Annotated in this window: 9 protein-coding genes; 1 reads left to right on the top strand and 8 read right to left on the bottom strand. The window is 65.1% G+C overall.

Annotation, left to right across the window (positions count from 1 at the left end):
• From Q0O95_RS11740 to Q0O95_RS11705, 8 genes are all read right to left on the bottom strand, one after another.
• The coding region (locus tag Q0O95_RS11740; protein ID WP_293698838.1) for an ExeM/NucH family extracellular endonuclease at window positions 1–2,324 on the bottom strand (2,324 nt) is incomplete at its 3' end.
• A 306-nt stretch (window positions 2,325–2,630) separates the two neighbouring features.
• The gene (gene xerD, locus Q0O95_RS11735) at window positions 2,631–3,530 is read right to left on the bottom strand and encodes a site-specific tyrosine recombinase XerD (RefSeq protein ID WP_293698836.1); all 900 of its coding nucleotides are present in this window, start codon (window positions 3,528–3,530) and stop codon (window positions 2,631–2,633) included.
• The gene (locus tag Q0O95_RS11730) at window positions 3,527–4,123 is read right to left on the bottom strand and encodes an NUDIX hydrolase (protein WP_293698833.1); all 597 of its coding nucleotides are present in this window, start codon (window positions 4,121–4,123) and stop codon (window positions 3,527–3,529) included. The genes xerD and Q0O95_RS11730 overlap by 4 nt, the downstream gene beginning before the upstream one ends.
• Window positions 4,124–4,126: 3 nt before the next feature.
• Window positions 4,127–5,788 carry a CTP synthase gene (locus tag Q0O95_RS11725; RefSeq protein WP_293698830.1) on the bottom strand — a complete coding sequence of 554 codons (1,662 nt, stop codon included), beginning with the start codon at window positions 5,786–5,788 and terminating at the stop codon, window positions 4,127–4,129.
• 16 nt (window positions 5,789–5,804) lie between these two features.
• Complete coding sequence (gene recN, locus Q0O95_RS11720; protein WP_293698828.1) at window positions 5,805–7,499, bottom strand: DNA repair protein RecN; 1,695 nt, start codon at window positions 7,497–7,499, stop codon at window positions 5,805–5,807.
• Window positions 7,481–8,386 carry an NAD kinase gene (locus Q0O95_RS11715; RefSeq protein WP_293698827.1) on the bottom strand — a complete coding sequence of 302 codons (906 nt, stop codon included), beginning with the start codon at window positions 8,384–8,386 and terminating at the stop codon, window positions 7,481–7,483. The genes recN and Q0O95_RS11715 overlap by 19 nt, the downstream gene beginning before the upstream one ends.
• A complete protein-coding gene (locus tag Q0O95_RS11710; RefSeq protein WP_293698824.1) occupies window positions 8,383–9,222 on the bottom strand; it encodes a TlyA family RNA methyltransferase in 840 nt (279 codons plus the stop codon). The genes Q0O95_RS11715 and Q0O95_RS11710 overlap by 4 nt, the downstream gene beginning before the upstream one ends.
• Window positions 9,219–9,419, bottom strand: a complete 201-nt coding sequence (locus tag Q0O95_RS11705; RefSeq protein WP_293698821.1) for a hypothetical protein — start codon at window positions 9,417–9,419, stop codon at window positions 9,219–9,221. Before Q0O95_RS11705 ends, Q0O95_RS11710 begins: the two co-directional genes overlap by 4 nt.
• 35 nt (window positions 9,420–9,454) lie before the next feature.
• Between Q0O95_RS11705 and Q0O95_RS11700 the strand changes: the two genes are divergently transcribed.
• Window positions 9,455–10,141: a phosphotransferase gene (locus tag Q0O95_RS11700; RefSeq protein ID WP_293698818.1), complete on the top strand. Its 687-nt coding sequence runs from the start codon at window positions 9,455–9,457 to the stop codon at window positions 10,139–10,141.
• The last annotated feature ends 29 nt before the right edge of the window (window positions 10,142–10,170 follow it).

The following is a 10,170-nucleotide window of genomic DNA, read 5'->3' as shown; positions in this document are numbered from 1 at the left end:
ATCGCCTCGTTCGCGTTGATCGTCCACATGTCGGTGCCGGTCACGAACTCTGCGGCTGCGTCGGATGCGAGCACGTGATCGAGCGAGCCGACCATCCCGCCGAACGCGTACGAGTAATCGGGGCCGCCGTCCGTGAGGTTGACGTAACCCGCATCCAGGATGGTCGTCACGGGGTCTTCCTGCGCGTACGCGTTCAGATCGCCCGTGATGAAGACGAGGTCGGTGTCGTGCTGCTGCTCGAGCGCCTCGGAGAAGTCGACGAGCGCTTCGGCCTGTCGCACACGGTCACCGTTCCAGCCGCCGACAGCCCATGCCGGGCCGAGTTCATCGTCGCGGTTCTCGTTGTCACCGCTTCCCGAGCCGCCCTTCGACTTGAAGTGGTTCACGATGACGACGAACTCGTTCTCGCCCTCTTCGGCACCTGCTGGAGCGAACAGTGCAGCGAACGGCGCACGACCGTTGGAGAAGTTGTCGTCGAACAACAGCTCGGACGTGCCCTCGATGTACGTGACCTCCTCGGGCTGATAGATGAACGCCGTGCGGATCACGTCGTCGCCGGGGTATCCGTCTGCCGGCACCTCCGGCGAGGGTACGAACGCCCAGCGTTCCTCTCCTGCCGCCGCGTTGAGCGCCTGGACGAGGGTGTCGACCGAGTGGTCGCGGTCCTGACCGACGTTCGACGGATCCTCGATCTCTTCGAGCGCAACGACCGATGCGTCGAGCAGGTTGATGGCCTCGACGATCTTCGCCTCTTGGCGCTCGAAGTTCTCCTGATCGAACGCACCGCGCGGGTGGTCGCAGAAGTTCGTCGCGATGGGGTTGCCGTCACGATCCGGGTACCCCTCGCAACCGGGCTCGTCGGTGCCGAGCGTCGTGAAGTAGTTCAGGACGTTGAAGGTCGCGATCGACAGGTCTCCGCCGACATCCGCGGGAGCAGCCTCGCGAACATCCCCGAACTCGACCGGCGAGTTCTCGAGACCGCGAACGGGCTCGGTCGGCTGGAATCGCCAGCTGCCGAAGTCGTAATCGAGCACGACTCCGTCAAGGAAGTCGACGTTCGCGCCGATCGAAACGGGCGTGTCGAGCGTCAGATACGGCAGCGGCGAATTCTTCGCCGCATCATTCGTCATGTAGTTCCAGTTCTGACCGTCGTCGAGCAGCACGCTGCGTTCCTCGTTCGACGCGGCCTGCGCGTACGCTTCGTCCGATCCGGGCACACCGACCTCAGTCGGCTGCACAAGCGGTGTATCGCCGAACGCCAGCCCGACCTCGCCGAACTGGTTGAGCGAATAGTTGTCGCTCACCGTGTAGTCGCCCTGGGGCAGGAGCAGCATGCCCTCGAAGACCTCGCGCTCCTCTTCCGTCGTCGGCCATGCGGGCAGCTCGAGCGGTTCGACCGCACCGAGCGAATCCTCGTGTTCCTCGACGCCGTTCGCTGCGATCTCGGTCGTGCCGAAGTTCTCGTCGACGACACCGCTCACGAGCAGCGAGTCGCCGATCTCGACGTCTTCCGCATAGCTCGCGCCGGAAACGAAGATGCCGGTCGATGCGTCGTGATCTCCGAGGTCGACCTCTTCAGCCTCCTGGATGAAGAAGCCGTTCTTGCTGCCCTGACCGGTGTAGACGGCCGTCACGACGCCCTCTGTCGTGACCTGCTGGCCGGGGAACGGCGTCTCGCTTCCCGTGCCCTGCAGCACGCGGATGGGCGTAACCTCGTCGGGGTCGATCGGCTCTTCCGGCTCGCCCGGGTCTTCCCCATCATCGCCCTCGAGCGACTGCGGCGTCGGCTCGCCGACTGCGAAGTCATCGGCATTGTTGTCGGTGTCGACCGTGACATCGGCTCGTGCGACGGACGTCGAATTCGACGTCGCTTCCGCCGGTTCGCCCTCGTAGAGGCTCGCTGCGCCCCAACCGAGGAGGTCGATCGTGGCATCGTCCGCATCCTGTACCTCTACGGAGCCCTGCTGGCCGGACATATTGAAGCTGGCTTCGTGGTCGAATTCGAAGCTCGGGAGATCGGTGTTGTTTCCCGTCGCGGCAGCGATCAGGAAGTACGAGTCGGCGGGGAGCGTACCCGAAAGGGTCGTGTTGCCTCCCGTGTTGCCGTTCGCTGCGTAGTAGGTGACGGTGACGCCGTCGAGGCTGATGTCGGCATCCGACATGTTGTAGAGCTCGACGAAGTCGCGGTCGAACACTGCTCCCGAGTTGCCGCCGCCTCCGTAGACTTCGCTGATGACGAGATCCTCCGAGGGCGCGGCCTGTGCCGCCGGCGCGGGTGCGAATACCGCGAGTCCGGTCACGCCGAGTGCGGACGCCAGCGTCACGACCCCGAGCTTCTGTAAAACGTTACGCAAGGGTATGCTCTCTTCTCTTGGTTCGACCGCCGAGCGCACCGATGCTGTTAAGGCGCTTCACGCGCGACGGTCGCGGGACAAACAAGTGTTCTGAGCTTAACCAGGTTCGGCAACGAGCGGGTGAATTTCTTGCCAACTGCGCCCCTCACTACCTCTCCCCTGCCGTCTCCCTCCGTGTCGTGTGAAAACTTCTCGGTGCTTTTGCGTCGACACTCCGGTGTGTGTACGGGGTGTCGCCCGAAATGCACCGAGAAGTTTTCAGAACGAAAGGGGAGACTAGGTGGCGCGCGGGTGCGCCGTCGTATACATGTCGCGCAGTGTGTCGGCCGTGAGGTGGGTGTAGATCTGCGTTGTCGCAACCGACGCGTGGCCCAGGAGTTCCTGCACGACCCGCACATCCGCCCCTCCCTCGATGAGATGCGTCGCGAACGAGTGCCGGAAGGTGTGCGGTGACACGTGGTCGATCTCGGCACGCTCCGCAACGGCCTGCATGACCAGCCACGCATTCTGTCTGCTGAGCCTCGCGCCCCGGGCGCCGAGAAACAGCGCAGGAGTCGACTTCCCTTTCGCGCTGAAGACGGGCCGCCCCCGCACCAGCCAGGCGTCGAGGGCGCGCCTGGCGAAACGTCCGACCGGCACGAGACGCTGCTTGTTGCCCTTGCCGGTCACGCGCACGATGTCCTCCTGCACGTCGTCGACATCGAGCGAGACGATCTCGGTGATCCTGGCGCCCGTGGCGTACAGCAGTTCGAGCAGCGCGCGGTCGCGCAATTGTGCAGGTGTAGCGTCCACTCCTCCTCCGGCCGCTTCCAGCAAGCGCTCCATCTGATCGACCCGGATGGCCTTCGGCAGTCGCTGCGGCAGCTTGGGCGGCCTGTGGTCGGCGGCGACGTCCTGCTCCACGAGCCCCTCTTCGACGAGGAACCTGTGGAAGCCCCGAATCGCGCTCAATTTCCTGGCCACGCTGGAGGCTGCCAGCCCGCGATCCGCAAGCGACTGATGGAACTTCGTCACATCCTCTTTCGAGATGTCGGCGACGGTCGCCACTGCCCGCTCGACGAGCACGTCGAGGTACCCGCTCAGGTCCCGCCGGTACGCCGCGGCCGTGTGTTTGGAGAGACCGCGCTCGATCGTCAGCTGCCGCAAATAGCGCTCAGCGGCATCCGCGGGGTTCATATCACTCGTGGCGCCTCGGCCGGCAGCGGCGCGAGCCCGCGCCGGCGACGGGCATCCAGCGCTAGAACGCCGAGCTGTGTCGCTCCGTCGAGCACCCGGAGGTTCAGCACCGCATCGAGGAGGTCTGCAAACGGTACGCGAGTCACCGTCATATGCGCCTCCTCCCCTGTTCGCTCGTACTCGGACCCCGCTGCAGCAAGCCCCGTTGCCAGGAAGACCCTGAAGATCTCGTCGCTCGAACCGCTCGTCGCCGACGCGTCGACAAGTGTCGACCACTCCGCAGCGGTCACGTCGGCTTCTTCCGCGAGCTCACGCTTGGCCGTCGCAAGGCTGTCTTCACCGGGCACGTCCAAGCATCCCGCCGGCAGCTCCCAGCACTGCGCATCGATCGGGGCACGATACTGCTGCAGCACGACGACGCGATCCTGCTCATCGAGCGCAAGCACCGACACCGAGCCCGGATGCACGATCCACTGCCTGTTCAGCTCTTCGCCCTCATATGCGACAGTCGCATCGTCGAAGTGGAAGAGCCGCCCTTCGTAGACTCGGGTTCGGGATCGTATTGCTCCTCCGCCGGCTCGGTCGGTGATCATCGTTCACTCCTCGTCGAATAGCCTCGAAGCGCGCTGACGATCGAGCGCCGCGTCAACGAGCCCCTTGAAGAGCGGGTGCGCGATCGTCGGCCGGCTCTTCAACTCAGGATGCGCCTGCGTCGCGATGTAGTACGGGTGGCCCGGCAGCTCGATGTACTCGACGAGATTGCCGTCGGGGCTCAGCCCCGAGAACTGCAGACCGGCATCCGTGAGGCGCTCGCGGTAGCCGTTGTTCACCTCGTAGCGGTGTCGATGACGCTCCCACGAGATTTCGGAACCATACAGTTTCGCGGCAAGCGACTCCGGTGCGAGCTTCGCCTCGTACAGGCCGAGGCGCATCGTGCCGCCCAGATCACCGCCGTGGATGTGCTGCATCTGCTCGGCCATCGTTGCGACCACCGGCTCCTCGGTGTTTTCTTCGAACTCCGTCGAGGAGGCACCCTCGATGCCGGCTACGTTCCGGGCGTACTCGATAACCATGCACTGCAGGCCGAGGCAGACGCCAAGTGTCGGGATGCCGTTCTCGCGTGCGAAGCGCAGCGCGCCGAGTTTGCCCTCGATGCCGCGGATGCCGAATCCGCCCGGCACGATGATGCCGTCGACGTCGCTCAGCGCAGCCGACGCTCCCTCGGGTGTTTCGCACGTATCGGAGGCGACCCACTTGATCTCGACCTTGATCTGCGACGCGAAACCGCCGGCCTTGAGCGCCTCGGTGACCGACAGGTAGGCGTCCGGCAGGTCAATGTACTTGCCGACAAGACCGATCGTGACGGTGTTGCGCGGGTTGTGCACCGCATCGAGCACGCGGCTCCAGTCACCCCACTGCAGCGGCTCGGCACCGAGCTCGAGCTGCTCGTCGATCACGACATCGAGCCCCTGGTCGGTCATCATGGTCGGCACGTCGTAGATCGACGGGACATCGACCGCGTTCAGCACGGCACGCTCCTCGACGTCGCACATGAGTGCGATCTTCTTGCGATTCGATTCCGAGACCGGTCGGTCGCTGCGAAGTACAAGGGCATCCGCCTGGATGCCGATCGCGCGGAGCGTCGAAACCGAGTGCTGCGTCGGCTTCGTCTTCTGCTCGCCGGAGGCGCCCATGAACGGCACGAGGGAAACGTGTACGAAGAAGACGTTCTTGCGCCCCAGCTCATGACGGATCTGCCGCGCAGCTTCGAGGAACGGCTGCGATTCGATGTCACCGACCGTGCCGCCGATCTCGGTGATGATCACGTCGGGCTGCGGGTCGTTCTCAGCCTGCAAGCGCATGCGTCGCTTGATCTCGTCGGTGATGTGCGGAATCACCTGCACGGTGTCGCCGAGATACTCGCCGCGCCGTTCCCGTTCGATAACGGTCGAATACACCTGGCCCGTCGTCACGTTCGCCGCCTGCGACAGGTTCACGTCGAGGAAGCGCTCGTAATGGCCGATGTCGAGATCGGTCTCCGCGCCATCGTCGGTCACGAAGACCTCGCCGTGCTGGAACGGGTTCATGGTTCCGGGGTCGACATTGAGGTAGGGGTCGAGCTTCTGCATCACCACGTGAAGACCGCGAGAAGTGAGAATGCGACCGAGAGAAGCGGCCGTCAGGCCCTTGCCGAGCGAAGAAACGACGCCGCCCGTGACGAATACCTGTTTAGTGACCTTGCCGGAAGTTACGTTCACGGGCTTTAATCCTATCTCACTTCGAGCGCTGTGTCCCGTCGGCCAGCAACTCGCGAGCGTGAGCGAGAGCGACTTCGGAGTCCGTTCCTGCGAGCATACGCGCCAACTCCGACACTCTCGCTTCTCCCACGACGGGAGCGATGCTCGAACTCGTGACTTCTCCGTCGGTGCCCTTCTCGATGCGCACGTGCGTGGAAGCGAACGCGGCGACCTGCGCCAGGTGCGTCACCACGATGACTTGCGAGTGCTCGGCGAGCTTCGCAAGCCGTCGCCCGACTTCGATCGCCGCCTCTCCTCCGACGCCGGCGTCCACTTCATCGAAGACGAGTGTCGGAACATCGCCCGCTGACAGCGCCACCTCGATCGCCAGCATGACGCGGGAGAGCTCGCCTCCTGACGCGCTCGTCGCAACGGGCTTCGCATCCACACCGGGATGCGGCGCCAGCAGAATCCGCACCTCGTCACGCCCGTGCCGCAGCAGTTCGTCGCCGGGTGCGACCTCCACCGCAACGCGCGCGTTCGGCATAGCGAGCGTGCGCAGTTCTTCCTCAACACGACCCTGCAGCTCTTCAGCAGCTCGCGTACGGATGCCCGTCAGCGTCTCCGCGAGGTCCTGCGCGGCCGCGCGCTCACGTTCCACTTCGGCAGCGAGTCGCTCGGTGCTGGCATCATCGTCGTCGAGTTCCGCAATGCGCAGTGCGCCGTCGGCGCCGTACTGCAGGGCGTCTTCTATCGAGCCGAACCGTCGTACGATCCCGCTCACGTCGTGCAAGCGCGCCTGCACCTCGTCGGGAGACGCTGACGGTGACTCCAGCGCGTCGAGGAAGTTCACGAGCTCGCTCGATGCCTCGGCGAGTGCGGTCTCCGCGACGATCAGCTGGTCCGCTACCGGAGCGAGCAGCGGGTCCTCCTCGCGCTCGACGAGCCTGCGAGCGACGCCGACGAGTGTGAGGGCATCCGGGGCGTCCTCATCGCTCGACAGGCTCGTGCGTGCCTCGGCGATTGCGGCACGCAGCGCTTCTCCGTGTTCGAGGCGGTGCGCGAGCGCCTCGAGCTCGATGTCCTCGCCCGGCTGCGGGTCGACGGCCGCGATCTGATCGAGTTCTTCCCGAAGCATCGTCGCTTCCCGGCGCCGAGCTTCCCGGTTCTCGGTGATCTCCTCGAGCTGCTCGTTCGCCCGCTGCCAGGCGTGCAGTCGCTCTCGATACGCCGCGAGCGACTCCTGCAGCTCGTGTCCGGCCGCTCTATCGAGTGCGGCGCGCTGCGCGGCAGGAGACTTCAATCGCTGCTGGTCGGCTTGGCCGTGGACGGCGACGAGACTGTCGGTCACGCTCGCCAGCACGCCGGCGGGCACCGCGACTCCCCCTGCTTGCGCTCTCGACCTTCCCGTAGCGGCAACCGTCCGGCCGAGGATCAAATCGCCGTCGTCGAGCTCGCCGCCGGCGTCTTCTACCGACGCGACGGGCTCCCCTTCGACGCCCTCCCAGATACCCTGCACTGACGCTCTGTCGGCGCCTCGGCGGACAGCGCCGCTGTCAGCGCGCTCACCGCGTAGTAGTGCGAGCGCCTGCAGCACCATGGTCTTGCCGGCACCCGTCTCACCCGTTATCGCGGTGAAACCGGGCCCCACGGGTAACGTGCCTGAGTCGATGACGCCGAGCCCCCGGATGCTCAGCTCCTGCAGCCTCGGGGTCACGAACCGCCTCGCCATCCCTCGACCGGAAGGTGAAACTTCGCTACCAGCCGATCGGCGAACGGTGCCTGCGAGAGTCGCGCGAGTCGCAGCGGTTGCGCGTGCCGCGTCGCGTGCACGGATGCGCCCTGCGGCAGGTCGTACGAGCGCCGGGAATCGCACCACAGCGTCGCACCGTCGACGCTGCGCTCGGCGATCTTCACGGTCATGCGGGAGTCCGGGCCCGCGACGAGCGCTCGTGTGAAGAGCGCGTGCGCCCCCAGCGGCACCATCAGCATGACGTCGGCCTCCGGCCACACGATCGGGCCTCCTGCCGAGAACGAATACGCTGTCGAACCGGTCGGCGTAGCCATGATGACCGCATCGGCGCCGAACGATGAGATGGGGCGCGCGTCGATCGCAAGTACGACTTCGACCATGCGGCCCGAATCGACTTTCTCGATCGCTGCTTCGTTCACCGCCCAGGTTCTGAACCGTTCTTGGCCACCGATCTCGACGGACACGTCAAGCACGAGCCGCTCCTCGACGGTGTATTCGCCGGCGACGGCTCGCTCGACAACACGCTCGAGCTCTGCAACCTCCGCCTCTGCGAGAAAGCCGACGTGACCCATATTGATACCGAGGAGAGGAGCGCGGGTTTCGCGCTGCAGTTCGCTCGCGCGCAGAATCGTGCCGTCGCCTCCGAGCGTGATGATGAGGTCGACATCACCGCCGTCGTGAGCCTCGATGACGTGCAGCTCGGGGCTGTGCGCGAGCAGTGCCGGCCTGTCGACGTCGAGGACTACGGGGGTGATCTCGCTCTCGGCGAGACGCTTCACGATCGTGGCGGCCGTAGCCACCGATGCGTCTCGACCGGAGTGGAACGCGATCAAGAACGTTCGCGATGCGCTCTCGCTGCCGCTCATCCGCGCTCCCCTCCCGTTTCCTCGAACAACTCATCCCATTCTGTCGGAAGAAGTGGTGTTTGCGGCGAACCCAGCTCGTTCGAGTCCCTATTCGCGACGAAATGTGCGAGGTACTCGATGTTCCCGTGCGCGCCCTCGATGGGGCTGCGGGCGAGCGCGGACAGTTGCCAACCGTGGTCTGCTGCGGCCAGGGCAACGCGTTCGACCGACGATCGACGCAGACCCGCATCGTGCACGACCCCGTCGCCTATGCGCTCTCTGCCCACTTCGAACTGGGGCTTGACCAGCACCATCCAGTCGCTGACGTCCGCGAGTGCAGCGGTGATCGGTTCGAAGAGAAAGCTTGCGGAAATGAACGAAACGTCGGCGACGACGAAATCGATGCCGTCGTCCAGGTCACCTGGCCGAATGTCCCGCACATTCATCCCCTCCAGCACACGGATGCGCGGGTCTTCCGCAAGTGCGAACTGCCCGTGACCGACATCCAACGCGGTCACGTGCGCGGCTCCTCGCTCGAGGAGCACCTGCGTGAACCCACCCGTTGAAGCGCCTACATCGAGCGCTCGCCGGCCGGCGGGATCGATTTTGAACTGATCAAGAGCACGGAGGAGCTTCTGCGCGCCCCTCGAGACGTAGCGGTCGGAAGTCACGCCGACCACCGTGCTACTGAAGACCTTCGTGTTCGCCTTCGCTGCGCGTCCGTCGACGGTGACCCGCCCTGCGTCGATCAGCTGACGCGCATGCGATCGGCTCCTGGCGAGACCGCGCTCTGCGAGCGCGACGTCCAGGCGACGCACTGCGTCATCCCGCGCATCGTAGGGCTCGCGTTCGCTCACTGCCCGTTCAGCTCGGCTTGCAGTCGATCGTGGATGCGCGAGAAAGACGCCGCTCTGTCCTGCAACGGCTGCTCTGCGATGATGTCGAGTTCATCGACCAGCGCGTCCTCGAGGCTGTCCGCACTGCGCCCTTCGATCGTGGCTTCCCTGTCCGACGGGATCTCCTCATCGTGCATAGCTCTCCCCTGCAGTGTCATGGTGCTGCAACCTCCTTCGAGGCTACCCTGAACGTGTGATTCCCTCTCTCGCAGCCGCCCCGGCCGAGCAACCTCCCCTTCCCGCCGCTGTTCATTCGGCAGCGTCACGGCACGGTGGCGAACCCGTGTGCGTCTGGGTGAACAAAGCCGGCGGTTCGACCTGGCAGTTCGGCGAGCATTTCGCGAAGTGGAACCCCACGGGCTCGGTCGAATCGCTCGGCGACGAATACCAACGCATGCGATGGCTGCGCACGAGGTTTCCGTGCCCTGAGCCGGTTGCAGTGGTCGTGGAAGACGACGGCGAAATGCTGCTGACGGAGGCACTCGATGGTCTGGGCGCGGTAACCGACACTTGGCGTGCCCGACCGGAAACTGCGGTCAAGGCGATCGCGGAGGGTCTTCGTCGCCTGCACGCGCTCGAGACGTACGACTGCCCGTTCATGGTGGATGTCCCCGCTTCTCCTCTGGACGACACGGTACTCTCGCATGGGGACGCGTGTGCCCCGAACACGATTCTCGCCGCAGACGGAACGTTCACCGGCATCGTGGATCTGGCTCGCGTCGGTCTCGCAGACCGCTGGTTCGACCTGACCATTGCGGCAATGTCGCTGGAATGGAACTATGGCAAAGGCTACGAACCGCTGTTCTACGCAACGTACGGAATCGAGCGCAACGAAGAGCGCATCCGTTTCTGGCAGCAGTGGTGGAACAGCAGCACCTAGGCAGGGTGGCTCCGCGAGGTTACGACCTC

Origin of the sequence: uncultured Agrococcus sp., from assembly GCF_945915485.1 — a bacterium.
Classification (GTDB): Bacteria; Actinomycetota; Actinomycetes; order Actinomycetales; family Microbacteriaceae; genus Agrococcus.
Note: the sequence above shows the minus strand (reverse complement) of the source record. Positions and strands in the feature narration are given on the sequence as shown.